Raw genomic sequence first — 25,186 nt, 5'->3', positions numbered from 1 at the left:
TTGAACTTAAAAATACTCATCTTTAACTAAAGTCTTGCTCCAATCCTAACAGGGAGAAAAGCTGAATGATGCACGAATCTTAACCCCACTTTATACTGCAAACTCAGTTTCTTCCCAACTTTATATTCAACCCCTCCTGTAAAATCTACAAAAGTATTATCGCTGATATCATTAACATAGCTTTTACCAATTTTCATATTGAATACGGGCGAAACTTTCCTTTTTCCTGTTAAATATTCGAGATCACCAAAAATAGCATAACCATCCATTTGCTTATAATCTAAATACGAAACACCCAAACCTAACCTAAGGTTATTTCTGAAACTTATGCCATTAACAAAACTTAAATCTATTCCATCAGATAACCCATGCGGCCGATGATAGGACACACCATCTTCAGGCATATGCTTTAGTAACCTTGCAAAAATAAAATGATATCCGGTTTCAACTTTAGCAGTGTATTTAATTTGAGATTGCGCTTGTGTATTGATATAAGAATAAATTAGTACACAAATCAAGAGCGTTTTTTTCATTTGGAGTGTTTTATTTTAAAAAGATTTATCGTTCATACAATTCTAAAGGCAAACCATCCGGATCGGCAAAAAAAGTGAAACGTTTATCCGTAAATTCATCAATGCGAATGGGCTCTGTTACAATACCATGTTCATTTAACCGCGAAATCTCCTTTTCAATATCTTCAACTTCAAAAGCCAGATGCCGCAAACCCTGTGCCTCCGGACGCGACGGTCGTGCGGGTGGATTTTCGAACGAAAAAAGCTCAATCTGATAAACACCATTCACTGCCAGATCCAGCTTATACGATTTGCGTTCTGCCCTGTAAACTTCTGCCAGCACGGTAAATCCCAGCTTATTCACGTAAAAATTTTTCGATTTTTCGTAATCAGCACAAATAATGGCAATATGATGGATACGTAGCATAAATAATGATTAAGTAAATGAGTGTATGATTGAATTACCAGCAAAGTTGCAAAATATACCCATCAGTTAATCAAAATCTTTTCATTAAGGTACCACCCACCCAAACTCCATCACTCAATAATTCACTCATTCAAAATTCCTTCATTCGATAATTCCATAATTCTCTCCTTCAATAATTCATCTTTAATCATTTTATCTTCAAAATTCTATCATTCAATCACCATATTACACCAGTTTTTCGATATAAAAACGCTAAATTTGCGACTTCAAAAAAAAAGCATGATTCATTTCTTCCTTAGTCAATCGCAGGCGGTTTTTGTTTTACAAACAGACAAAGCGCTTTCTACAACTGATATTACTAAACTCGAATGGTTATTTGGCGGCGCCAAAATCTCACAGGAAACAGCTTTAACAGGCTTTTTCGTAGGACCACGGGCAGCTATGATTACTCCATGGAGTACCAATGCAGTAGAAATTACCCAGAATATGGACATGCAGGGTATCATCAGGATCGAAGAATTTAAGCAGGTTGACGAAGCGTTTGCTGATTACGACCCGATGCTTTCTCAAAAATATGATAAGATTGATCAGGAAGTTTATACCATTAACATTAAGCCTGAGCCGATTTTAGAAATTACTGATATTGCAGCTTACAATAAACAAGAAGGACTTTCTTTAAGCGATGAAGAAGTTGAATATCTAAACGCTTTAGCGCAAAAATTAGAAAGACCATTAACCGATTCTGAAGTCTTTGGTTTCTCGCAGGTGAATTCTGAGCACTGCCGTCACAAAATCTTTAACGGAAAATTCGTTATTGATGGCGTAGAGCAACCTACCTCTTTATTTAAGCTCATTCGCAAAACTTCAGAAGAAAACCCTAACGATATTGTTTCGGCCTACAAAGATAACGTTGCTTTTATTAAAGGCCCTAAAGTTCAGCAATTTGCACCTAAACGTGCCGATCAGCCTGATTTTTATGCTTTGAGCGATTTCGATTCAGTAATCTCTTTAAAAGCAGAAACACATAATTTCCCAACCACGGTCGAGCCATTTAACGGCGCAGCAACCGGTTCAGGTGGCGAAATCAGAGACCGTTTAGCTGGTGGACAAGGTTCTTTACCTTTAGCCGGAACAGCAGTTTACATGACGGCTCTTTCACGTTTAGAAGATAACCGCCCCTGGGAACAAGGTGTTGAAGAAAGACAATGGCTATACCAAACCCCAATGGATATCCTGATCAAAGCATCCAATGGTGCTACCGATTTTGGAAATAAATTCGGGCAGCCACTAATTACAGGTTCAGTTTTAACTTTCGAACACGAAGAAGATAACCGTACCCTGGGTTTTGATAAGGTAATTATGCTTGCCGGTGGTATTGGCTATGGTAAAGCAAGTCAGGCACAAAAACTTAAGCCACAGGAAGGCGATAATATCGTAATCCTGGGTGGCGAAAATTATAGAATCGGAATGGGTGGTGCAGCAGTTTCATCCGCTGATACTGGTCAGCATGGAAGTGGTATAGAATTGAATGCCATCCAGAGATCAAACCCCGAAATGCAAAAACGTGCTGCAAACGCTGTACGTGGTTTGGTAGAAAGTGATCATAATCCGATTATCTCCATCCACGATCACGGTGCTGGTGGTCACTTAAACTGTTTATCAGAACTGGTTGAAGAAACCGGTGGTTTAATTAACCTCGATAAACTTCCGGTAGGCGATCCTACCCTTTCAGCAAAAGAAATTATCGGTAACGAATCGCAGGAAAGAATGGGATTGGTAATTGGTAACGAACATATCGAAACTCTGCAAAAAATTGCCGACCGCGAACGTTCACCAATGTATACTGTAGGTAAAGTTACCGGCGATCACCGTTTTACCTTTAAATCGGCAACTACCGGTTTAAAACCAATGGATTTAGAGTTGGCGGCCATGTTTGGCAGTTCGCCTAAAATTGTAATGGAAGATAGCACCGTTGATCGCAAATATAGTGCGCTTAACTATGATGCTACCCAATTAACTACTTATTTAGAGCAAGTACTTCAATTAGAAGCCGTTGCAGCTAAAGATTGGTTAACCAACAAGGTTGATAGATGTGTGGGTGGCCGAGTAGCCAAACAACAATGTGCTGGCCCGTTGCAACTGCCATTAAACAACTGTGGTGTAATGGCTTTAGATTTTCAGGGTAAAGAAGGTATTGCCACTTCAGTTGGTCACGCACCAGTTTCGGCCTTGATTGATCCTGCTGCAGGTAGCCGCAATGCCATTGCCGAATCGCTTTCGAACATTGTCTGGGCACCTTTAAAAGATGGTTTAAAAAGCGTTTCGCTTTCTGCCAATTGGATGTGGGCCTGTAAAAATGAAGGCGAAGACGCCAGGTTATATTCAGCTGTTAAAGCTTGTTCTGATTTTGCAATCAATTTAGGTATCAACATCCCAACCGGAAAAGATTCCTTATCAATGAAACAGAAATATGCCAATGGCGATGTTATTGCGCCCGGAACAGTGATTATTTCTGCAGGTGCCAACTGCGATGATATTACCAAAGTAGTTGAACCGGTATTGCAAAAAGATGGCGGTGCTATTTATTACATCAACCTTTCAAACGATAGTTACAAACTGGGCGGTTCATCTTTCGCACAGATTTTAAATAAAGTAGGTACAGAAACACCTGATGTTAAAGATGCAGTTCAGTTAAAAAATGCATTTAACACCTTACAACAATTAATTAAAGCGGGCCAAATCCAGGCCGGACACGATATTGGTAGCGGTGGTTTAATTACTACCCTATTGGAAATGTGTTTTGCCGACCGCGGATTAGGTGCTCAGATTGATTTATCGGCTTTAGCACAGCAGGATAGCATTAAATTGCTTTTTGCCGAAAACATTGCTGTAGTTTTCCAAGCTGATGCTGCTGCAGAAGCCACATTAACTGAAAACGGTGTTGCTTTCCATAAAATTGGTACAGTAAGTAGTTCAGCTACGCTGGAAGTTAAAAATGCTGCCGATAGCTTTAGTTTTGATATCGATCACCTGCGTGATGTATGGTTCAAAACTTCGTACCTGTTAGATAGCAGACAAACTGGTGCTGGTTTAGCTAAAGAACGTTACGATAATTATAAAAACCACGTTTTAAATTACAGTTTCCCGCTTACTTTTGATGGTAAGAAACCAGCAATCGACGAAACCAAACCAAGGCCAAAAGCCGCCATTATCCGCGAAAAAGGAAGTAACTCTGAACGCGAACTGGCAAACGCCATGTACTTAGCTGGTTTTGATGTGAAAGATGTACACATGACCGATTTAATTACAGGTAGAGAAACTTTAGAAGATATTCAGTTTATAGGTGCTGTAGGTGGTTTCTCAAACTCAGATGTTTTAGGATCGGCAAAAGGTTGGGCTGGTGCATTTTTATATAACGATAAAGCGAGAATTGCTTTAGAAAAATTCTTTGCCCGTCCTGATACATTATCGGTAGGTATTTGCAACGGCTGTCAGTTATTTGTTGAGCTCGGCTTAATTAATAAAGACCACGCCGATAAACCTAAAATGTTGCATAACAAAAGTGGTAAACACGAAAGTATTTTCACTTCGCTAACCTTACAGGAAAACAATTCGGTAATGTTATCAAGCCTTGCAGGCAGCACTTTAGGTGTTTGGGTATCGCATGGCGAAGGAAGATTCTCTTTACCATACGCAGAAGATCAATACAAAATTGTAGCCAAATACGCTTACGAAACCTATCCGGCCAGTCCGAACGGATCGGATTACAACACCGCAATGTTGTGCGATGAAACTGGCCGTCACCTGGTAATGATGCCGCACATTGAACGTTCATTGTTCCAATGGCACTGGGCGAATTACCCTGCAGGCAGAAAAGACGAAGTTTCGCCATGGATGGAAGCTTTTATAAACGCCCGCAAGTGGATCGAAAACCACGGGTAATCAATTTAAATGGTATGCCCAGAGTTGTCAACTTTAATGGCACAATGGCCAGAAAGTTGACAACTCATAATAATTAATGTAAAATGGATGATGGCGCAAAAACCATCATCCATTTTTGTTTAAACATATTCGTCATCTCGAGCGGAGTATTTGTCGTGCCGTCATTTCGACTGAAGCGCAGCGAAATGGAGAAATCTATTGTAGATTTCTTGACTCCGTTGCACTCCGCTACCATTTACAGACTCTAAATAAGAACCGTCATTTCGACTGAAACGCAGTGGAATGGAGAAATCTAACAAGGTAGATCTCTCGGCTGCGTTGCACTTCGCTCGAGATGACGTATCTTACTCTATGGCCTGTACCCTCACCGGCCATAGCCAAAACTAACCATGAGTGATTACTTGTGGTTTGTGGAGACGCAGACTACGAAATCAGGTGACGACCCGATAGACAAAAAAAACGGCCTGAGCACCGCCCAAACCGCTTCAATTTACCCAACCTCACATTTTTCCAAAAACAAGCGCGTTAACAGAAATTTTATCACATCTCCTCTTTCTCAAATCTCACATCTAATATCGCAGGTCTCACATCTCAAGCTTAATAACTCAAATCCCTCTAACATCCTTCCTCACCTCTTTTCTCCAGCCCTTTCCGAATTTACGATCCATGAAAGCAGCTATTACCTTATTATAATCGTTAATGGTAATATCCGAAGGTCCAACACAACCCAAATCATAATACTCAAGGCCATATTTATGCTTAAATATTTCCTGCCCTTTAACACGCGTTGGCGCAATACCACCCTGGATCAGGAATTTAAGCTTGCCTTTTTTGATATCGGCGTTGGCCCGTTTAATGCTTTGTACTTTAACACTATCCGCAACCAGCACCGCTTTGGCACTCAAATGCCCCGAAATCAGGCAAAGAATCATCCATATTAAAAGGTGCTTTTTCATCGTTCCACTGGTAAATTTTAATTAGAAATCTGGAAATTGATGGCCATGTTGTACCTTACCCTTACAGGCACACCTTTATTACGGCCTGGTTTCCAAAGCGGCGATTTTTTAATTACTTTCATTGCTTCTTCATCGCAACCAAAACCAATTCCTTTAATTACTGATACATCTGTAATCGAACCATCTTTCTCTACCACAAAACTTACAAAAACCTTTCCACCTATACTTTCATCCTGCGCTCTTGATGGATACCTTAAATTACGTTCCATATATTTAGACCACGCTTTGGCTCCGCCCGTAAATTCAGGATATTCATCTACACCACTCAAACCAACAACTTCATTTGATTCCGTACCAGTACCATCTTTAGCGGTTCCTGTCCCGTCACCATTACCTTTATTGTCGGTAATAACTGCCCCGGGGCTTACAATACCATCCTGTGTTTTATCGCTAATCACTGCCTTTTCTATCTCTGCAACCGTTGGCGGATCGGGAAGATCTACTTTATTTACCACAACAATATTATTTGGCAAAGCAACTGTTTTAACCTTAACCGGATCGGCCTTTGCAGGTTCAGGTTTCTTTTCTGGCTTTGGCTCATCCTTTTTCATTTGATGAATGCGATCTGGCGGAGTTATATGAATAACTTTCCCCACCCCATCAGTAATAATATCCTTCGGAAACAATTTGGCATAAATTAAAGGAGAAAAGCACAACAGTAAAAACAAGCTTCCGGCTACGAAAAGAGCCCTGGTCATAATCGACGAAGATTTAGCTCTTAAATCATAAGCGCCATAATTTTTGTTGCGGTCTGCAAATACAAGATCGAGCCACTCGGTTTTGTATACGTTAATAGAAGAGTTGAACATAGTTTTTAAGTTTTATAGCATGATGCACCAAAATCACCGATTCCATAAAACATTCAAAAAATCTGTTTTCTTTACAAAAAATGAAATTTCTCACCTGAAAAACATTTTTTTATTTCATTTTCAATAAAATTGATATAATTTATCCGATTATTTTACGAAAATTAATAAAATATACTATTTTTGACAAAAAACATAACAAATTAATGAAAAGCTTAAGAACCATCGCATTAAAAGAGGCTCAAAACAGAATTTCACCAGAAGTTAAATCTCCTTCAGCAAAAATCTCTGACTTTTTTGGCGCTAATGTATTTGATAAGAAAAAAATGAGAGATTTCTTATCTAAAGACGTGTATGAGAAATTAATTTCATCTATCAACCAAGGTGAGTTAATTAACGCAGAAGACGCAAACCAGATTGCTACCGCCATGAAATCATGGGCAATGGCTGCTGGTGCAACCCACTATACACACTGGTTCCAGCCTTTAACAGGTACTACAGCCGAAAAACACGATTCGTTTTTTGAGCCTAGCGGAGAAGGCGCAATCGAAAAATTTGCAGGTAGCGCTTTGGTTCAGCAAGAGCCAGATGCATCGAGTTTCCCTAACGGTGGTATCCGTAACACTTTCGAAGCTCGTGGTTATACTGCATGGGATCCTTCATCTCCGGCCTTCATTATGGAAAGTAAAGCAGGTAAAACTCTTTGCATCCCTACAGTTTTCGTATCATACACTGGCGAAGCTTTAGATTATAAAGCACCTTTATTAAAAGCATTAGCTGCATTAGATAAAGCTGCTGTTGATGTTTGCCAGTATTTCGATAAGAGCATCACTAAAGTAAATGCTTCTTTAGGTATTGAGCAAGAATATTTCCTTGTTGATGAGTCGTTATTCAACGCCCGTCCGGATTTATTATTAACTGGCCGTGCTTTATTCGGACACATGTCTGCTAAAGGTCAGCAATTAGAAGATCACTATTTCGGTTCTATTCCTGAGCGTGTATTCACTTACATGGTAGATTTCGAAAACGAAGCTTTAAAATTAGGTATTCCTTTAAAAACCCGTCACAATGAGGTTGCACCTTCTCAGTTCGAGTGTGCGCCAATTTATGAAGAAATCAACTTAGCTATCGATCACAACCAATTGTTGATGGATTTGATGGAAAAAGTTGCCCGTCGTCACCACTTCCGTGTTTTATTACACGAAAAACCATACGCAGGTATCAACGGATCAGGTAAACACAATAACTGGTCGTTAATTACAGATACTGGTAAAAACTTATTGGCACCAGGTAAAACGCCAAAAAACAACTTAATGTTCCTTGCTTTCTTTGTTAACACCATTAAAGCAGTTAGCGAGCATGCAGATTTATTACGTGCAAGTATTGCATCAGTAAGCAACGATCACCGTTTAGGTGCTAACGAGGCGCCACCTGCAATTATCTCCATCTTCTTAGGTTCGCAATTGAACGATGTATTAGACGAGATCGAGCACTCACGTATCAGCAAAAAAATCAAAGAAGATAACGCACTTTGGTTAGGTATCCCTAAAATCCCTCAGATTTTATTAGATAACACCGACCGTAACCGTACTTCACCTTTCGCCTTTACAGGTAACAAATTTGAGTTAAGAGCTGTAGGTTCGTCTGCAAACTCTTCTGCTCCAATGACGATCTTAAACGCGATCATGGCCGAGCAATTGGTTAAATTTAAAGCTGAAGTTGATAAGTTAATTAAGAAAGGTGATAAAAAAGACATCGCTTTATTAACAGTAATCAAAAAATACATCAAAGAATCAAAAGCAATCCGTTTCGAAGGTAATGGTTACAGCCAGGAGTGGGAAGATGAAGCTGCAGTACGCGGTTTATCAAACATCAAAACTACACCTAAAGCTTTAGATGCTTACTTAACTGAGAAATCGGCTGAGTTATTTGCAACAACTGGTATTTATAGCGCACGTGAAATTCATGCCCGTCATGAAATCATGTTAGAAAACTTCTACAAAAAATTACAGATCGAAGCACGTGTAATGGGCGAAGTTGCTAACACTGCTATTATCCCTGCTGTAATTGCTTACCAAAATTCATTAATCGAAAACGTTAAAGGATTAAAAGAACTTGGTGTTGATAGCAAATCTTCATTAGAAATTGTTAAAAAACTATCTGAGCACTTAGATATCGTTAAGAGTAATATCGATGCGATGTTAGAAGAACGTAAAGTAACCAACAAATTGGAAGACACCCGCGAAAAAGCGATTGCTTACGATGAGAAAGTTAAATCTTACTTCGATACCATCCGTTACCACGCTGATAAACTAGAGCAAATCGTTGACGATAGCGTTTGGCCTTTACCAAAATTCAGAGAATTGTTATTCATGAAATAATAACCGCAAGGTTTTAAGCTTATCGGGCGTAAAGTGTGCACTTTACGCCCTTTTTTATGGTTTATTGGCTCAATAGTTCATTAGTACTGCAAACTGTCAATTGAAAACTGCAAAATTGGTTCAATAGTACTGCAAACTGGTTATTGATAATTGCTTATTATTAACCTTTCTGTGCTTTGTGCCTTTGTGGTAAAAAACTTCTGACTCCCGACTTGAGATTTCGGATTTTCTATCAACCTTTTACCTTCTACCCTTTTACCTTCCACCTTAAAAAGTTATCTTTGCGCAACATGAGTGATAACAGGTACAATCAACGTGGCGTTTCTGCCTCAAAAGAAGATGTGCACAATGCCATCAAAAACATCGATAAAGGAATTTTCCCAAAAGCATTCTGCAAAATCATCCCCGATATTTTAGGTGGAGATGAGGCTTATTGCAATATCATGCATGCCGATGGCGCAGGTACCAAATCATCTTTAGCCTACGTATATTGGAAAGAAACCGGCGATATTTCAGTTTGGAAAGGTATTGCGCAAGATGCCATCATTATGAATATTGATGACCTGATTTGTGTAGGTGCTACCGATAACATCCTCCTGTCATCAACCATAGGCCGTAATAAAAACCTGATTCCGGGCGAAGTAATTGCAGCTGTAATTAACGGTACCGAAGAAATTTTGGCCGATCTGCGCGAGCAAGACATTTCAATTTACTCTACCGGTGGCGAAACAGCCGATGTGGGCGATCTTGTACGTACCATTATTGTTGATTCTACCGTTACCTGCCGCTTAAAGCGCGAAGAGATCATCAGCAACGATAACATTAAACCTGGCGACGTAATTGTAGCCCTGGCCTCATCGGGGCAAGCTACGTACGAAACAGAATACAACGGTGGTATGGGCTCAAACGGACTAACCTCTGCCCGTCACGATGTATTTGATAAATCGGTTGCCAATGCTTACCCTGAAAGCTTCGACCCTGCAGTGCCTTTTGATCTGGTTTTCTCAGGCGGCAAAAAACTAACCGACGAAATCGATATCGAAGGCCATGGCAAAATAACAGTAGGTAAACTGGTACTTTCACCTACCCGTACCTATGCACCTGTAATTAAACAGATACTGGAAAAACACCGCAGTCAGATTAATGGCATTGTACATTGCAGTGGTGGTGCACAAACCAAGGTATTGCATTTCGTTAACGACGATATCCACGTCATTAAAAACGATTTATTCCCTGTACCGCCGCTATTTAAACTCATACAGGAAGAATCGGGTACTGATTGGAAAGAAATGTACAAAGTGTTTAACATGGGGCACCGTATGGAGCTATATGTGCCACAGGATATTGCTGCCAGCATTATCGAAATTTCGAAAAGCTTTAATATCGACGCCAAAATTATTGGCAGGGTAGAAAAAGGCGAACAAAAACAAGTAACAATAGAAAGCGAAAAAGGAACATTTGTTTACAACTAAGCTCCCGCTTCGCACTTAACATAAAGGCTTTGGATAAACTCCGAAGCCTTTTCTTTTAAACCGATTCCTCCACCTTACCTCAGCTATTGAAATAAATTCATTACAATCTGTTAAAGTCATTTTCTACAATAGAAAAAGGATTATATTAGTTATACAAACCAACAGAACATGAATTATAAAAAGACCATCGTAATGGCCTTATTGGCTTGCTTTGCATTTAGCCTGAGCGCCTTTATGCCTAAACCTGAACCAGAGCCAAAAGCAAAAAATTTAAAGGTATTGCCTAAAAACATCAGCAAGGAAGAACTCGACAAAGTAATGGACGATTTTAAGCTGGCTTTAGGCGTACGTTGTAGCCATTGCCATGCCTCAATGAAAGATAACCCGAGGAAAATGGATTTCGCCAGCGATGAAAAACCTGAGAAGGAAACAGCCCGTAAAATGATGCGCATGACGGCTAAGATCAATAAGAAATATTTCCAAAACGCCCTGCAGGAAGGAAAAACCATTACCCAAATTGCCTGTATAACCTGCCACAATGGTAAAACAGAACCAGGTAAGTAATTATAAGCACTGGCTTCTTTAAGTTATTAAAAGAGGTTGCCTAAAATATAGTATTGTCATCTGAGGAATAATTTATTGCATAAAGATCAATATTAGTAACAGCCCACTCAGGGTCGTCATTTCGAGCGAAGTGCAGCGTAGTCGAGAAATCTGCCTCGATAGATTTCTCCCCGCCTGTACGGGCAGGCATTCCGCCACCGGTGAAAAACCGGTTGGCTTCAGTCGAAATGACGATTCTTCTCTTGGGTCTGTCAATGGTACCTTGCCGAAGGGCTTGCCAAAATCTTCAGTAAGTTGAAGCAAGTTCATAGCCAAACTATATCTTTACAAGGCAACCTCTTTTTTATTTATGTCCTTTCTACAAATCTAGGATAGGTACTCTCCTTCATCGACCTTCTTTTCCTGATAATGGATGTCAAGCTTTCTTCAGCAAAGGTTTTAAAAAAGGTATCTCACGCTATTTCTTTCAAATCGGACGAATGATCGCTTTGTTCTGAAAAATGTAAATAATATTAAGCGTACAAAAACCAAAACAACCTTAAAAGCAACTATACCTTTATCGATACATTAAACCTTTTTACCGATACATTGTCCAAATCCATATCTATAAACGTATATTCAACGTTAACAAATTACACCTAATTGGAATAAACATCATGATCGACGTATATGTTCTGGGTGCTGGTAAACACGCTACAGAAGTTAGCGAATATTTTAACAGTCACCAGGAGTATAACTTAGCAGGCTACGTCATCAATGTCGATCATCATGATCAGCATTCCAGCCTCCGTAAACCGGTTATTCAGCTGCTCGATTTCATCAAACAATATCCAGCTTCACCAGAACTTGCACTTATTGGAGCTATTGGCAACTATCAACGGAAATCGATAATTAGCCTGCTAACAGAAAAGGGCTACAGCTTCATCAATATTATCCATCCGCACAATTACTTAAGCCCGACGCTAAAAATGGGTACAGGCAACTGTATTGCGCCCGGAGGGGTAATTAATGCCCAGGTTAATATCGGCAACCACTGCATTATCAATACCCTTTGCAACATTAGCCACGATTGCATTATTGACGATTACGTAACCATATCGCCCGGTGTTACCGTTGCAGGCAATGTTCATATTCAGGAAGGTGTATTTATAGGTGCAGGTGCAACCATAATACCAGGACTAACCATTGGCAAAGGCGCTTACATCGCCGCAGGAGCATCAGTTACGCAGAATGTACCCGAAAATGTAATGGTAGCAGGAGTACCAGCCAGGGTTAAGAAAACAATAATTTAATCGAATTTCGTCTATCCCAATCAATACCAACAAAAAAGCCCCGATCAATTGATCAGGGCTTAAAAAATCATCGTAGACTATAATTAATTAAAACTGTATCTAGCACCTACCTGGATTTGGTAACGTGAAGCAAAACTAGTATTATCTCTAAAAGTACTAGTTCCTAAGTTCTGATTAACAGTATATTTAGGTCTACCAGTTCCTGCATCTCTACCTTGAAAAACCAAAGGAGTTGTAAGATTAGGAATTTTGGTTAAACCCCAATTTTTATTTAATAAATTACCAAAGTTCACAATATCTAAGCTCAGGTTAAATCTGTTTCCATTCTCTTTACCAAACAGAGTACGGATTTCCTGCATAATTCTTACATCCACACGATTAGCCCAAGGATATTCAGCTCCATTTCTCTCTGAATACTGACCTCTTCTGGTACTTAAATACTTATCCTGATCAATATATTGATTAAGTCTATTCCACTGAGAAGCTATACTTTCGGCATTTGCACCTGTTATTGCTTGCAGTTGGATATCATTGATATCTTTAGGAACATACATCAAGTCGTTAGCGTTACCATCTCCGTTAATATCACCAGCTTGATAAGAGAACCTTGTGTTTCCAAAATTATCACCATAAGGTGATCCTTCATAAATAAACCCTAGTGATGTTGTAGAATTAGGAATTATTTTAAAGTTAAAGTTTACAGAAGCAATGATACGGTTCTTAACAACAAAACTACTATAAGCTAATGTTGGTACATTTGGATCTCCTATAATTGGATTTCCAGAATATGCAGAATTAGCTTGCGAACCTGGGTTAGAGGTTATGTCTCTAGCATCACTTCTGGTATAGGCAACCATTACATCAGCAATACTACCAAATCTTTTTTGCAATTGTGCAGTAACATTCCATGCATAACCTTGATTAGTATTGTCAAGCACAATAGCGTTAGTGATAAATGAGTTTACTCTGTTAGGTGCAGCACTTGCATTTGAAGTAGCTGTAACACCAGGGAAATATGGCCTTGTATCTCCTGTTCCAGAATATGTACCAGCTGCGTTAACTAGGTTTGCGTTTCTGTGATAAATCTCGTTAATAGATTTAGTATACATTCCCTCAACAGTAGCCAATATACCACCAGGTAATTTATAATCAAATGCTAAACTTGATCTCCAAATCTGAGGTAATTTAAAATTAGGTGATGTCAAATTAATAGCAAAAGTAGAAGGTATATTTACGTTGGTTGGAATATAAGCAGATGGATTAGGGTTAAATGGACGATTTGTTGGATTTGTCAATAGATCAGATCCGAACATTAAACCTGTATTACCAGCTTGATTGGTTAACCATACGCCTGTTGAAGCTCCTGTGAAAATACCAGACCCTCCTCTAATGATTAATCTAGAATCCTTTAATACATCCCAGTTAAATCCTAATCTAGGAGAAAATAGCAATTGCGTTTTTGGAAGCTGACCAACATCCAATTTTTCACCATCTCTAAAAGAAGCATCGGTTACTCGAGGATTAGATTGAATATCTGCTGTATAGATAGGCACATCTAATCTTAAACCATATGATAGTTTAAAATTAGGTTTAATATACCATTCATCCTGAGCGTAGAAAGCAACTGGCATCTGACTAAATATTGCATATGGCTGTGGATTCGATGCGTCTGCTGAATAGGTTAACTGATATTGAAGCGGCACGATTGAATTGTTACCATTTGCTGCTGCAACAAAATCTGATAAACTTTTGTATCTAAATTGACCACTAAAGAATTGAGCAAAAGCATTCGCAAACTTTTGATATCCAACAGTTCCACCTAAAGTGATGGTGTGATTACCAGCAAAAATGTTAAAGTTCTCATTTAAAGTATAAATATCTTGATTTAATCTATTTAAACCACTAAATGGCTCAGAACCTAATGAAATATAATTATTTCCATTTCCATCTTCTATATCCACTAAAGGAAATGCTCCTCCATTTTGTTCTCTATAATCCCTAAATCCTGAATAGATTAGTTGCAAATTATTAGCGAACTTATTACCAAATCTAGAATTCAATTCAGCTGTTACTGAATTTAAATTATTATATTGTTTATATCTAAGATTTGAAAAAATCATCGATTGAGGACTTGGCCCACGACCGTTCCTAGACCCAGAACCACTTGGTGCCTTATCGTCAAATGAATTTAAGTAATTATACCTAACGGTTAACCTTTGAGAATTACTAATGTTCCAATCCAATCTTGCTGTAAGATTATTTGCTTCAGTTAAGTTACTGTAGCCATCAATTTCTCCCGGGTCATAGCCAAATCTAGATTGCACTAAATTTTTAACAGTCAACATATCGTTAAAAGTTACTCTTGAAATATTAGCACCTTTTGATGTCCCTCTGTCTACTTGAAGTGTCGAGAATGGCGCAGTTCTTCTGCTGATTTCACCATTTACAAAAAAGAATAATTTATTCTTTACTATTGGTCCACCTAATCTAAATCCCAATTGTTTGTTAGAAAAAGCATCACCACTACCTTTTGGTAATTGCGTATCACCAACTTTATATCCCTGAAGGTTTTGATTTTTATAATAGCTATAAATTGATCCTGAAAACTTGTTCGTTCCAGATTTGGTTACAGCATTAACTCCAGCTCCGGTAAAGCCACTTTGTTTAACATCGTAAGGAGCTAAATTTATTTGTAATTCTTCTAATGCATCAAGTGTAAACGGTTGAGCATTTGTTTGTCCTCCTGGTAAAGATGAAAGACCAAAAACATTATTCATTTGAGCACCATCAAGTGTTAATGAATTAAATAATGCATTTCTACCAGCGAATGAGAATCCATTACCTGCAGAGCTTGATTGAGGAGTTAATCTTGTCAAATCTGTTAAACTCCTTGAAATTGCAGGCAACTCTTCGATTTGTTTTCTAGAAATGGCAGTTGCCATACCAGTTTTTGATTTACTGGCTGAAGCAGTACCTCTTACTACAACATCGCTTAGTACTTGAGAATTATCATTTAAGACAATGTTTAATACAGAAGCATCACCTAATTTCAGGTAAACATCTGTCAATTTCTCTGGCTTATAACCAACAAAAGAAATTTCAATAGTGTAAGGGCCACCAACACGGGCATTGGCAATTGTGTAACGTCCATCATTGTTGGTAGAAGCGGTGTAAACACTTCCCGATGGTGTATGCGTAGCTTTTACACTTGCACCAGGTAAGGCGCCTTTGGCATCCTTAATTGTTCCTGTTATCGATGATGTAGTAACCTGTGCATCCGCACCAAAAGTGATACCTACAAAAGCAACAATAACCAGTACTAATCTTAAAAGTAAAGATTTCTTCATACTTTCTTTTTTTAAATGTTTTTTTGTTGTTGAATAATAATCTAATGATAATTAATGCCGCAAATGTACCCAATAAAATTTAACACATTTTAACATCCAATGTTAAATTATGGTTAAGTTGGTCATATTTTTTCAACATTTAACAAATATCAAAGCAACAACAACTTCCAGTTTATCAAACGTTTGTTTAAAGAACTAAATTTTTAATAACAAAACCCAGAATTGGTTATTATTTAGGCAGAAAACAAGCCACAACAATGATATTTTTCAAATAATAACTTTCAACAATAATATTCACTTAAAAATAAGACAGTTAGCCCTACCATGCCGGGCATTTGATTTGCCTATTTACAAATACGAAAACACAAAAAACACCATGTTAAATTTATGCCTGTAATATTCAGCCAGTGTAAATTTTAACTGCTATCTCAACATTGGTCTAGTCAATTGACATTTTTTTTTTAGTTTTGAGCGATTGTTAAAGGATTTAGCTTCCTTAGCTTCTTGTAAGGTGAACGTAGGCAACTATCAACACGAGATTAATCTGTACGCACAGAGACTCCTTTACCCAAAGATTACAGCAAACACAAAGCGATTAAAAAACAAATCTGTTTAAAATAGATATGAACCAACCCTAATTAGCTTATTTTAATTAGGGCAAGCTCCATCTGACAGATTAAAAATAAACTAAAAAAAACAGATGAATTACGACGTTATTGTTTTAGGCAGCGGCCCAGGTGGTTACGTAGCTGCGATCAGAGCTTCACAACTGGGACTAAAAGTTGCAATTGTTGAGCGCGAATCATTAGGCGGTATTTGTTTAAACTGGGGCTGTATCCCTACTAAAGCACTTTTAAAAAGTGCTCAGGTTTTCGAATATATTAACCATGCTGCCGATTACGGCATTACAACAGCTGGTGCAACGGCCGATTTTGCTGCTGTGGTAAAACGCAGTCGCGGGGTAGCCGATGGCATGAGTAAAGGCGTTCAATTTTTAATGAAAAAAAATAAAATTGACGTAATTATGGGTACTGGTAAAGTTAAACCAGGCAACAAATTAGAAGTTAAAGGTGCTGATGGCTCGCAAAAAGAACTTACAGCTAAAAATATCATCATTGCTACAGGTGCACGTTCGAGAGAATTGCCTAACCTGAAACAAGATGGCAAAAAAATTATTGGCTACCGCCAGGCTATGGTACTTCCCGAATTACCAAAAAGCATGGTAGTAGTAGGCTCGGGCGCTATCGGTGTTGAGTTTGCTTATTTCTATGCCACAATGGGAACAAAAGTAACCATTGTAGAATTTATGGAAAACGTAGTACCTGTTGAAGACGAAGACGTGTCGAAACAATTATTGCGTAGCTTAAAGAAAACCGGTATCGATGTAATGACTTCAGCAAGTGTTGAGTCGGTTGATACCAGCGGTGCAGGTTGCAAAGTTTCGGTTAAAACTGCTTCAGGTATGCAAACCATCGAAGCCGATATTGTACTTTCAGCTGCCGGTATTGTAGCCAACATCGAAAACATTGGTTTAGAAGAAACAGGCATCAAAACCGAAAAAGGTAAAATCGTTACCGATGAGTTCTACAACACTTCGGTAAAAGGTTACTATGCAATTGGCGATGTGGTTGGCGGACAAGCGCTTGCACACGTGGCTTCTGCAGAAGGTATTATCTGTGTAGAAAAAATTGCAGGTCAGCATGCAGAGCCTTTAGATTACAACAACATTCCGGGCTGTACCTATTGCACGCCAGAAATTGCTTCGGTAGGTTATACCGAAAAAGCAGCTAAGGCAGCAGGCTATGAATTAAAAATTGGTAAATTCCCATTCTCAGCTTCAGGTAAAGCAAGTGCTGCTGGTGCTAAAGATGGTTTCATTAAACTAATTTTCGATGCCAAATACGGCGAATTATTAGGTGCGCACATGATTGGTGCCAACGTTACCGAAATGATTGCCGAAATTGTAGTGGCACGTAAATTAGAGACTACCGGACACGAAATGATTAAATCGGTTCACCCACACCCTACCATGAGCGAAGCCATTATGGAAGCAGCCGCTGATGCATACGGAGAGGTAATCCACTTATAAGGTAAAAGGTTTAAAGGTTGAAGGCGTAAGACCAAGCCACAATAAAACCAATATTATTACAGAAACCCTTTAGTTAATCCTAAAGGGTTTTGTATTTTTAGCACTGTTACATCAACCATTTTACATCTTACATCAAATGAAACTTCACACCATAAACACAGGCTTTTTTAAACTCGATGGCGGCGCCATGTTTGGCGTGGTACCCAAAGCCATTTGGCAAAAAACCAACCCGGCAGATGCCAATAACCTTTGTACCTGGGCCATGCGCTGCTTATTAATTGAAGAGGGCAATCAACTTATTTTGGTCGATACCGGAATAGGGAACAAACAGGATGAAAAGTTTTTTAGCCATTATTATCTGCATGGCGATGATACGATAGAAAAATCGCTGGCCGCTTTAGGTTTCAGTACCAGCGATATTACCGATGTATTTTTAACGCACCTCCATTTCGACCATGTGGGCGGTGCGGTGGTAAGGGATGGCGAGAAACTAAAACCTGCCTTTAGCAAGGCAACCTATTGGAGCAACGAAAAGCACTGGCAATGGGCAGTAGAACCAAATGCAAGAGAAAAAGCATCCTTTTTAAAAGAAAACATTTTACCCATACAGGAAAGCGGACAGTTAAAATTTGTTACCGAACAGGAAAATATAGCCTGGCAAAAAGACATCAACATCAGCTTTGCCTATGGCCATACCGATGCCATGATGCTGCCTAAAATTAACTACAAAGGAAAAACCATCGTGTATATGGCCGATCTTTTACCGTCGGTTGGTCACTTGCCCCTGCCCTATGTAATGGCTTACGATATGTTTCCGTTAAAAACATTAACCGAAAAGCAGGCCTTTTTAGAAGAAGCAGTGAGCAACAATTATATCTTATACCTGGAGCACGATCCGGTTAACGAGTGTTGCACCCTGCAGCGGACCGAAAAAGGCATCCGCGTAGCCGAAACTTTTAACTTAAGCGATATTTAATGATCAGACCAGCCAAACCTGCTGACTTTGCCAAAGTTGTACCTTTAATACTCCAGGCGATGGGTGAACTGGCAGGCAAATTAACCCATACACAAAACCAAAGCGAAATTAACCACATTTTTGAATATCTCTTTCAGCAAAAGGGTAATCAATACAGTTATGAAAACACTTTGGTTTTTGAAGAATCAGGCGAAGTGCTAGGCTCATTAAATGCCTACGATGGAGGGAAGCTTACCGAACTCCGCAAGCCTTTTCTAACTTATATCCATAACGATAAGCAAACCGACAACAACCAGGATGCAGAAACCCAAAGCGGCGAATTCTATCTGGATAGCATTAGTGTTAATCCTAAAGCTCAGGGAAAAGGAATAGGAAAAGTGCTGATCAAGGCAGGCATTAGCTGGGGCCAGCAACTGGGTCACCAAACCATTGCGCTCCTGGTCGAACAAAATAACAAACAGGCATTAAAGCTTTACGAAAAAATGGGGTTTGTAATCCAAAACGAAAAACAATTTATGGGGGGATTGTACCATCACATGGTGTTTCAACTTAAAGCGGATCACTAATTTAGTTTTTCTAGAACACATCAACAAGGAAACACTTAATAGATTCCTCAACTCCGTTACACTACGCTCGGAATGACGATCCTTCCTTCCTCACGCCAAACTCAACCCGCTACACGCTCACTAAAATTTATTTCCATTTTTATTTGTATTTAATCTAAATAATCACAATTTTTGTAGCCAATGGAAAAAGCGTGTATCGATATCAACCAACTGGCTAACGTATTCTCAAATACTCATGGTTCTATTTATCAATCTGATAAGTTAAACTGCTTTTATGTAGATTTTGGTGGCAAGTTTGCGCGCTTCAACTGCCTTTCACTTCAAAAATTAAAAAAGGTTGTAGAAGATATAGATATCGAAGCACTTCTTTTAAATACCCACAAAGCTGATTTCGAATTGGTTACCTTTAATGGCTGCGAACACATGTATCTTTTAAATGCTTTAGAAATTATTGCGTTAAAAGATCTGTTACAAGGCACTTTCACCATGTTCAAATTAAACCACATGATTAAAGACTGCCTTTACAGATTAGTTTATTAAGGATGGAAAATGTACATTCTTCACTCGTACATTAATCATTTGTTCATTAGCACCGTAAATCGGTTAATTATTTAAAGTGGTTAACTGAGCACAGCAAGCTGCAAATTGAAAACTGCAAACTGCTTAACATATCATTTTCAGCAATCACTAAAACTTTAATCCCCTTAGCTTCTTAATGATCAAAAATGATTGGCTAACTGTACAATTGGGTTAATCAGTTAATTGCTTAACTGGCAAACTGAGTTCTACAAACTGTCAATTGAAAACCGCAAACTGCTTAACTATCAATTAAAAACCTTTAACTTTTTTTTTCCTTGCGCACTATCCCCCTTCCTGATCGTCATTTCGACTGGAGTGCAGAGAAACGGAGAAATCTATTTCATTTTTTATTGTTAATGCTTAAAATAATATCCATTCATTGACTTTATCATTGAAACAACTAATAGAAAACCTCCTACTATACTTCTGATCCTCAAGCAGTATCCGTTTAGCGTTATCCCCTCTACCCTCCCCATTTCCCATCATCCATCTTACCTCATCCATCATTATTTAAACTGATTACAAATAACTAATTATCAGCAATTTAGACTAATTTCATATTGCAAATAAATTATAAAGACGAACAAATTCACTATACATTTGTATTGTTATTAAAGCACAGAATTATGAAAGACTTAATGCGCAATCAATGTTTAATATCACAGGATATTGAAACATTATTAAATCAGCAAATCAAAAAAGAAGCTCACTCTTCATCACTATATTTATCAATGTCATCTTGGTGCGATCAAAATGGCTACGACTATTCAGCAGATTATTTCTTAAAGCAATCTGAAGAAGAAAGAGTACACCAGCTTAAACTATTCAAATATGTATTGGATATGGGCGGAAACGCAATCTCTCCAGAAGTAAACGGAATCAAAACAGATTTCGCAGGCTTCAGAGAAGTTTTCGAAGATGCCTTAGAAGCTGAAATTGCAATCACCCAAAGTTTCAAAAACATTGCAGCTAAATGCCACAAAGAGCAGGATTTTGTAACCATGGAATTCTTAAACTGGTTCTTAAAAGAACAACGTGAAGAAGAATACAAAGCCCGCAGAGCTTTAGAATTGTTCGACGTAATTGGCGAAGAAGGTACCGGAAGATGGGAAATCGACAAGCATGTGAACAAAATCAATTATTCAGAAGAATAACAACAACAAAACATATATTGAAAAGCTATCCTGAAAAGGGTAGCTTTTTTTGTTCAAGAGTTTTTCCTCCCATATGACCGTCATTTCGAGCGGAGTGCAACGCAGTCGAAAAATCTATCGAGCTAGATCTCTCCATTCCGCTGCACTTTAGTCGAGATGGCGCTAAAAAAAGAAAAGCCCCAATTTATTGGAGCTTTCTTAGTTTAGGTTGTTTAGTTTATGTTGATTTTATGAATAAGTCTCAATTTTTATAAAAAAAGCGCCGTTACCAGCGCTCTTTTTAAACCAAATATATAATAATAATTAACGAGCATTACAAAAGTACTATTTTTATTTAAAAACGCAACAAGTTTCAATAAAAAACATAAAAAATATTCAAATTTTAATATTAAAAACAAATAAATAAACAAAAAATACCTAAAAAATCAAATTAAAAACAATAAAAACACAAAATAAAACAAAAAAAACATAAAAATTTAATGATAAAAATCATAATAACACATAAAACAAAAAAAATAATAAACAATAAATCAAAATAAAACCACAAACAACCTAAAAAACAAGAAAACAAAGAAGAAAACAAGAACATCAATGAAATTTATTCATTAAAACCATATACAACTTCAAATTCCACAACAAAAAGCTTTAACCCTACCACTAACAATTTAAAATACTTCATACTTAAAAAAACTGTTAACCGAAAGCGCTAAACTATCAACTGATATGCTTTTTTTTCCTAAATTTGCGGCTTTTATAAACAACAATATGATTAAGAGACAGCAAATTAAAGATTTATTAAAGTCGACAGCATTTGACACAGAAGTAACGGTTATGGGATGGGTTAGAACTTTCCGTAATAATCAGTTTATTGCATTAAATGACGGGTCTTGCATGAGCAATATCCAGGTTGTGATCGATTTTAATAATTTACCCGATGAGCTGTTGAAAAGAATCACTACAGGTGCAGCAATTTCTGCAACAGGTAAATTAATCGAATCGCTTGGTAAAGGCCAAACTGTGGAGATTAAAGCAACCAGTGTAGAAATTTTGGGCGATAGCGACCCGGAGAAATTCCCTTTGCAACCTAAAAAACACAGTCTGGAGTTTTTACGCGAAATAGCACACCTGCGTTTCCGTACCAACACCTTTAACGCTGTTTTCAAGGTACGTCATGCATTAGCTTTCGCTATTCACCAGTTTTATAACGAACGTGGTTTTGTTTACATGCACACACCTGTAATTACCGCAAGTGATGCAGAAGGTGCTGGCGAAATGTTTAAAGTAACTACTTTAGATCTCGACAATCCGCCACGTACTGACGAGGGACAGATTGATTTCTCGCAAGATTTCTTTGCACGCGCCACCAACCTAACCGTATCGGGTCAGTTAGAAGGCGAATTGGCTGCAATGGCTTTTGGTAAAATTTATACTTTCGGACCTACCTTCAGAGCCGAAAACTCGAATACAACACGCCACCTGGCCGAATTCTGGATGATTGAGCCTGAGTTTGCCTTTGCAGATTTAGAAGACAACATGCAGCTTGCAGAAGATATGATGAAGTATGTAATTAAATATGCTTTAGATAACTGCAAAGACGAACTTGAATTTTTAAATGCACGCCTGGCCGAAGAAGATAAACAAAAACCGCAGAACGAGCGTAGCGAATTGAGCCTGATAGAAAAGCTTGATTTCTGTTTAGCTAACGACTTTGAACGTTTAACCTATACAGAAGCCATCAGGATTTTAAAATCTTCTAAACCAAACCAGAAGAAACAGTTTAAATACCTGATTGATGAGTGGGGAGCTGATTTACAGAGCGAGCACGAACGCTACCTGGTAGAAAAACACTTTAAAAAACCAGTAATCCTAACCGATTACCCTGCCGATATTAAATCGTTCTACATGCGTCAGAACGAACCCGATGCCGAAGGCAGACAAACAGTTGCCGCAATGGATATCCTGTTTCCGGGTATTGGCGAAATGATTGGCGGATCGCAACGTGAAGAACGTTTAGATCGTTTAACCCAACGCATGGAGGCTTTGAACATTCCACAGGATGAATTGTGGTGGTACTTAGATACCCGCCGTTTTGGTACAGCACCGCACGCTGGTTTCGGCTTAGGTTTTGAACGCTTGGTATTGTTCGTAACCGGTATGACCAACATCCGCGATGTAATTGCTTTCCCAAGGTTCCCTAAAAACGCTGAATTTTAATAGGCTTAACAGGTAACTAAAAAAGAAAACCCTTTAAATAAAATTACGGTCAGGTTTTAAAAATCTGACCGCTATTCTATTTCGTCCCATCGGGACGACTCCCAGGTAGCCAATTGTACAATTGGCGTTTATGTTCCGTATGAACGTTTGTTATTCGCTTGCATGATCGCCATAAGGGTTCGCATGCGCATAATCAACCGCCGAAACCTTATAATCAGTTGGAGCAAAACTTTGCGAAGTACTTAAAGCCATCCCCAGTTCGTAACGCGTTGGGTAAGGTGTTTGCAACAAGCTACCTGCCGGAATGTATGGAAAGCTTTCTAAATAGCTTTGCATTACACTTGGGCTCACCCTCCTGTTAATATATGCACGGCTTAACTGATGAGTTTCTCTTAAACCTGCTGCCCCCAGCAACTCTACAGCACTGGCAACAGTTAGGTTATGGAAATTTTTAACGCGCACGGTTTTATCCTCTACTACCAAACCTTTCATCAGGCTTTGATCTTGCGTAGCCACACCCGTTGGGCAGGTATTACTGTTACACTCTAAAGCCTGTATACAACCTAATGCAAACATCATTCCGCGGGCTGCATTACACATATCAGCACCCAATGCTATATTTTTAACCAGGTCAAATCCGGTAGCTACCTTACCCGAAGCAATAATTTTAATGTGTTTTTTCAGGTCGAAACCATTCAACACATCATATACAAAAGCTACTCCCTCACGTAATGGCATCCCTACCGAGTTAGAAAACTCTTGTGGTGCCGCACCCGTACCACCTTCTCCCCCATCAACAGTAATAAAATCAGGATAGATTTTTGTTTCGATCATCGCCTTACAAATGGCATAAAACTCACTTTTACGGCCAATACAAAGCTTAAAGCCAACAGGCTTACCATCCGATAAATCCCGCAGTTGCTTAACAAACTCCAGCAAACCGATAGGTGTATTAAAAGCTGAGTGCGCTGGTGGCGACAATACATCTTTACCTTCGGGCACCAAACGGATGCGTGCCACCTCGGGCGTTACCTTTTTAGCCGGCAACATACCTCCATGACCTGGCTTAGCACCCTGCGAGAGCTTGATCTCAATCATTTTTACCTGATCTGTCTGGGCACGCTCGGCATAAGCATCGTAGTTAAAGGTACCATCGGTATTACGGCACCCGAAATAACCCGTACCAATTTGCCAGATTAAATCGCCACCCGGCTGACGGTGATAATCGCTAATACCCCCTTCGCCTGTGTTGTGCGCAAAATTACCCATTTTGGCACCGCCGTTTAAAGCCAGGATTGCGTTCTGACTCAACGAACCAAAACTCATGGCCGAAATATTATAAATACTGGCCGAATAAGGCTTTTTACAGTCCGGCCCGCCAACTAAGACCCGTGGATCTAAGTTCAATTCGTGATGTGAAATAGCTGCAATACTGTGGCTTAGCCATTCGTAACCATTATCGTATACATTTAACTGTGTTCCAAAAGGAATGGTATCGTTATCTTTTTTAGCGCGCTGATAAATAAGTGAGCGATTTAACCGGCTATACGGCGTACCATTTGTATCGCTTTCTACAAAATACTGGTACACCTTTGGCCTTAACTCTTCCATAAAATACCTTAAGCGACCAAAAACAGGGTAATTCCTTACAATACTGTGTTTCGGCTGGTATAAATCGTAAATACCGAGTATAACAAAAGGACCTGTAAAAATAAATGTCCACCATAAAAAGGGATGATAAAGGCCCAGCATAATGGTTAGGGCAATTAAAAATGCGGCAATTGCGACGAAAGCTTTTCTCATAAAATTAGATTAGCGGATGTTTTGTCTTACAAAGATTAGGATTATT

At 38.7% G+C, this 25,186-nt stretch carries 17 protein-coding genes; 11 read left to right on the top strand and 6 right to left on the bottom strand.

Annotated elements, in window-relative coordinates:
• Nucleotides 1-26: 26 nt before the first annotated feature.
• On the bottom strand, nt 27-533 hold the full coding sequence (locus DBR40_RS10700) for a hypothetical protein (protein ID WP_124559738.1): 507 nt from the start codon (nt 531-533) through the stop codon (nt 27-29).
• A 25-nt stretch (nt 534-558) separates the two neighbouring features.
• Complete coding sequence (locus DBR40_RS10695) at nt 559-939, bottom strand: VOC family protein (RefSeq protein ID WP_124559737.1); 381 nt, start codon at nt 937-939, stop codon at nt 559-561.
• Between the two features lie 243 nt (nt 940-1,182).
• Between DBR40_RS10695 and purL the strand changes: the two genes are divergently transcribed.
• Nucleotides 1,183-4,881 (top strand): phosphoribosylformylglycinamidine synthase, encoded by a 3,699-nt coding sequence (gene purL / locus DBR40_RS10690; RefSeq protein ID WP_255420098.1) that lies wholly within the window; start codon nt 1,183-1,185, stop codon nt 4,879-4,881.
• Nucleotides 4,882-5,486: 605 nt separating this feature from the next.
• On the opposite strand, the gene DBR40_RS10685 is transcribed toward purL, so the two are convergent.
• Nucleotides 5,487-5,837 carry a hypothetical protein gene (locus tag DBR40_RS10685; protein WP_124559735.1) on the bottom strand — a complete coding sequence of 117 codons (351 nt, stop codon included), beginning with the start codon at nt 5,835-5,837 and terminating at the stop codon, nt 5,487-5,489.
• 17 nt (nt 5,838-5,854) lie between these two features.
• Nucleotides 5,855-6,706, bottom strand: coding sequence for an energy transducer TonB (locus tag DBR40_RS10680; RefSeq protein ID WP_124559734.1), 852 nt, complete (start codon nt 6,704-6,706; stop codon nt 5,855-5,857).
• Between the two features lie 203 nt (nt 6,707-6,909).
• Here DBR40_RS10680 and DBR40_RS10675 point away from each other — a divergent pair, with 203 nt between their 5' ends.
• The 4 genes from DBR40_RS10675 to DBR40_RS10660 all read left to right on the top strand — a co-directional run bounded on the left by DBR40_RS10675 (nt 6,910) and on the right by DBR40_RS10660 (nt 12,412).
• Nucleotides 6,910-9,084 (top strand): glutamine synthetase III, encoded by a 2,175-nt coding sequence (locus DBR40_RS10675; RefSeq protein ID WP_124559733.1) that lies wholly within the window; start codon nt 6,910-6,912, stop codon nt 9,082-9,084.
• A gap of 290 nt (nt 9,085-9,374) precedes the next feature.
• Entirely contained in the window at nt 9,375-10,556 is a 1,182-nt protein-coding gene (locus DBR40_RS10670; RefSeq protein ID WP_124559732.1) for an AIR synthase related protein, read from the top strand.
• Nucleotides 10,557-10,724: 168 nt separating this feature from the next.
• A complete protein-coding gene (locus DBR40_RS10665; protein ID WP_124559731.1) occupies nt 10,725-11,120 on the top strand; it encodes a c-type cytochrome in 396 nt (131 codons plus the stop codon).
• Nucleotides 11,121-11,776: 656 nt separating this feature from the next.
• Nucleotides 11,777-12,412, top strand: a complete 636-nt coding sequence (locus tag DBR40_RS10660) for an acetyltransferase (RefSeq protein WP_124559730.1) — start codon at nt 11,777-11,779, stop codon at nt 12,410-12,412.
• An 83-nt stretch (nt 12,413-12,495) separates the two neighbouring features.
• On the opposite strand, the gene DBR40_RS10655 is transcribed toward DBR40_RS10660, so the two are convergent.
• On the bottom strand, nt 12,496-15,759 hold the full coding sequence (locus DBR40_RS10655; RefSeq protein ID WP_124559729.1) for a TonB-dependent receptor: 3,264 nt from the start codon (nt 15,757-15,759) through the stop codon (nt 12,496-12,498).
• 700 nt (nt 15,760-16,459) lie between these two features.
• Here DBR40_RS10655 and lpdA point away from each other — a divergent pair.
• The 6 genes from lpdA to asnS all read left to right on the top strand — a co-directional run bounded on the left by lpdA (nt 16,460) and on the right by asnS (nt 23,337).
• Nucleotides 16,460-17,848, top strand: coding sequence for a dihydrolipoyl dehydrogenase (gene lpdA / locus DBR40_RS10650; RefSeq protein WP_124559728.1), 1,389 nt, complete (start codon nt 16,460-16,462; stop codon nt 17,846-17,848).
• Between the two features lie 136 nt (nt 17,849-17,984).
• The gene (locus tag DBR40_RS10645; protein WP_124559727.1) at nt 17,985-18,824 is read left to right on the top strand and encodes an MBL fold metallo-hydrolase; all 840 of its coding nucleotides are present in this window, start codon (nt 17,985-17,987) and stop codon (nt 18,822-18,824) included.
• Nucleotides 18,824-19,390, top strand: coding sequence for a GNAT family N-acetyltransferase (locus DBR40_RS10640; protein WP_124559726.1), 567 nt, complete (start codon nt 18,824-18,826; stop codon nt 19,388-19,390). The genes DBR40_RS10645 and DBR40_RS10640 overlap by 1 nt, the downstream gene beginning before the upstream one ends.
• 180 nt (nt 19,391-19,570) lie before the next feature.
• Complete coding sequence (locus tag DBR40_RS10635; RefSeq protein ID WP_124559725.1) at nt 19,571-19,930, top strand: hypothetical protein; 360 nt, start codon at nt 19,571-19,573, stop codon at nt 19,928-19,930.
• Nucleotides 19,931-20,595: 665 nt separating this feature from the next.
• A complete protein-coding gene (locus tag DBR40_RS10630; protein ID WP_124559724.1) occupies nt 20,596-21,123 on the top strand; it encodes a ferritin in 528 nt (175 codons plus the stop codon).
• Nucleotides 21,124-21,888: 765 nt separating this feature from the next.
• Nucleotides 21,889-23,337, top strand: coding sequence for an asparagine--tRNA ligase (gene asnS / locus DBR40_RS10625; RefSeq protein ID WP_124559723.1), 1,449 nt, complete (start codon nt 21,889-21,891; stop codon nt 23,335-23,337).
• A gap of 150 nt (nt 23,338-23,487) precedes the next feature.
• Here asnS and DBR40_RS10620 read toward each other — a convergent pair whose 3' ends face one another.
• Nucleotides 23,488-25,140, bottom strand: coding sequence for an FMN-binding glutamate synthase family protein (locus DBR40_RS10620; RefSeq protein WP_124559722.1), 1,653 nt, complete (start codon nt 25,138-25,140; stop codon nt 23,488-23,490).
• Nucleotides 25,141-25,186: the final 46 nt, after the last annotated feature.

It is taken from the genome of Pedobacter sp. KBW01 (genome assembly GCF_003852395.1).
Lineage (GTDB): Bacteria > Bacteroidota > Bacteroidia > Sphingobacteriales > Sphingobacteriaceae > Pedobacter.
The sequence above is the reverse complement of the archived record's forward strand: the minus strand, read 5'-3'. Positions and strand labels throughout refer to the sequence as shown.

Bases quoted from the DNA above. Each gene is read 5' to 3' on its own strand.
- DBR40_RS10700 (WP_124559738.1), bottom strand. From the start codon at position 533: ATGAAAAAAACGCTCTTGATTTGTGTACTAATTTATTCTTATATCAAT.
- DBR40_RS10695 (WP_124559737.1), bottom strand. From the start codon at position 939: ATGCTACGTATCCATCATATTGCCATTATTTGTGCTGATTACGAAAAA.
- DBR40_RS10685 (WP_124559735.1), bottom strand. From the start codon at position 5,837: ATGAAAAAGCACCTTTTAATATGGATGATTCTTTGCCTGATTTCGGGG.
- DBR40_RS10680 (WP_124559734.1), bottom strand. From the start codon at position 6,706: ATGTTCAACTCTTCTATTAACGTATACAAAACCGAGTGGCTCGATCTT.
- DBR40_RS10675 (WP_124559733.1), top strand. From the start codon at position 6,910: ATGAAAAGCTTAAGAACCATCGCATTAAAAGAGGCTCAAAACAGAATT.
- DBR40_RS10670 (WP_124559732.1), top strand. From the start codon at position 9,375: ATGAGTGATAACAGGTACAATCAACGTGGCGTTTCTGCCTCAAAAGAA.
- DBR40_RS10665 (WP_124559731.1), top strand. From the start codon at position 10,725: ATGAATTATAAAAAGACCATCGTAATGGCCTTATTGGCTTGCTTTGCA.
- DBR40_RS10660 (WP_124559730.1), top strand. From the start codon at position 11,777: ATGATCGACGTATATGTTCTGGGTGCTGGTAAACACGCTACAGAAGTT.
- DBR40_RS10655 (WP_124559729.1), bottom strand. From the start codon at position 15,759: ATGAAGAAATCTTTACTTTTAAGATTAGTACTGGTTATTGTTGCTTTT.
- lpdA (WP_124559728.1), top strand. From the start codon at position 16,460: ATGAATTACGACGTTATTGTTTTAGGCAGCGGCCCAGGTGGTTACGTA.
- DBR40_RS10645 (WP_124559727.1), top strand. From the start codon at position 17,985: ATGAAACTTCACACCATAAACACAGGCTTTTTTAAACTCGATGGCGGC.
- DBR40_RS10640 (WP_124559726.1), top strand. From the start codon at position 18,824: ATGATCAGACCAGCCAAACCTGCTGACTTTGCCAAAGTTGTACCTTTA.
- DBR40_RS10635 (WP_124559725.1), top strand. From the start codon at position 19,571: ATGGAAAAAGCGTGTATCGATATCAACCAACTGGCTAACGTATTCTCA.
- DBR40_RS10630 (WP_124559724.1), top strand. From the start codon at position 20,596: ATGAAAGACTTAATGCGCAATCAATGTTTAATATCACAGGATATTGAA.
- asnS (WP_124559723.1), top strand. From the start codon at position 21,889: ATGATTAAGAGACAGCAAATTAAAGATTTATTAAAGTCGACAGCATTT.
- DBR40_RS10620 (WP_124559722.1), bottom strand. From the start codon at position 25,140: ATGAGAAAAGCTTTCGTCGCAATTGCCGCATTTTTAATTGCCCTAACC.